Source organism: Flavisericum labens (assembly GCF_045446075.1).
Taxonomy (GTDB): Bacteria; Bacteroidota; Bacteroidia; order Flavobacteriales; family Flavobacteriaceae; genus Flavisericum; species Flavisericum labens.
On sequence record NZ_JBJJBQ010000032.1, the window covers coordinates 1 to 1,233 of the forward strand.

The following is a 1,233-nucleotide window of genomic DNA, read 5'->3' on the forward strand; positions in this document are numbered from 1 at the left end:
CTTTAGTTTGTAATAAATATATTTAGATAGAAAAAGAGGAGAACTATAACGTGTTTTAGCCTTACAGATCCATGACACGTACGAGTCCTCTCTTTCTATCAAGTTGCCAAGAACCATTTGGAATACCAGGAGTCTCATCTCCCGATAAAGGAAGTAGTTAAGGCAACATATTTATTCACACTAATTGTAAAAATATGAAAAATTATGATGAAGTCGTAGGAATCGATGTATCTAAAAAGACCATTGACGCCTATTGTTACCAATCCCAGGTGCACAGAGAGTTTACCAACGATATAAAAGGCTATAAAGGTCTGTTGAGATGGGTTTTTAAGGCCACCAAGGGAAGCGAGGTTTTTTATTGTTTTGAGAATACGGGCCATTATTCACTGAAACTTGCGCTCTACCTACATAGTCAAGACATTGCCTATGTGGAGGAAAGTCCATTGAAGATTAAGCGTTCGTCGGGAATCGTGAAGGAGAAGACCGACCGTTTGGACGCCCGCCTAATAGCACGCTATGCATGGATCTACAGAGAAGAACTGGAGCCCAGTACGGTAAAGAGCATGTCGCACTTGGAACTGGGCAGATTGTTGGCCCTGCGCGATCAGTTGGTACGCAACAATGCCGGACTGAAAGGGACATTGAAAGAGATGAAAGTGCTTCTGTCAAGCCCAACAACAGATTTTGGTTGTATTGCCCTAAAACGCAGTATAGACTACTTGACCAAGCAGATAAATAACGTAGAGAAAAGGATCAGGGAAATCATATCGGGAGATGAATCCATGAACACTAACTACGAACTGTTGTCAAGCCTAAAAGGAGTTGGCCTGGTGGTCGCCTGCCAGCTTATCTACCACACGGGTAATTTTACGCGATTCGATAGTTGGCGAGCCTTTTCAAGCTATTGTGGAACAGCACCATTCGAACACCGTTCGGGAACCAGTATTTACAGAAGAAAACAATGCCACTATCTGGGTGACAGAAAAATGAAAAGCCTGTTGAGCATGGCAAGTGTGTCGGCAATACAACATGATAGCGAGCTGCGTTTGTATTACAAGAGAAAACTGGCTGAAGGGAAAGATAAAATGCTGGCAATAAACAATGTTAGGAACAAACTGATAGCAAGAGCTTTTGCGGTTGTTAAAAGAGGTACACCTTATGTGGTACTTCAGCAATATGCAGCTTAAAAAATAAAACTAAATTTTATTAGGATTTGATCTTGGAATACGTATA

1 protein-coding gene is annotated in these 1,233 nt (G+C 41.4%); it reads left to right on the forward strand.

What is annotated here, in order from left to right:
• Positions 1-194 precede the first annotated feature (194 nt).
• The gene (locus ACIEHO_RS16500; RefSeq protein WP_406973758.1) at positions 195-1,187 is read left to right on the forward strand and encodes an IS110 family RNA-guided transposase; all 993 of its coding nucleotides are present in this window, start codon (positions 195-197) and stop codon (positions 1,185-1,187) included.
• Positions 1,188-1,233 lie beyond the last annotated feature (46 nt).

Bases quoted from the DNA above. Each gene is read 5' to 3' on its own strand.
- ACIEHO_RS16500 (WP_406973758.1), top strand. From the start codon at position 195: ATGAAAAATTATGATGAAGTCGTAGGAATCGATGTATCTAAAAAGACC.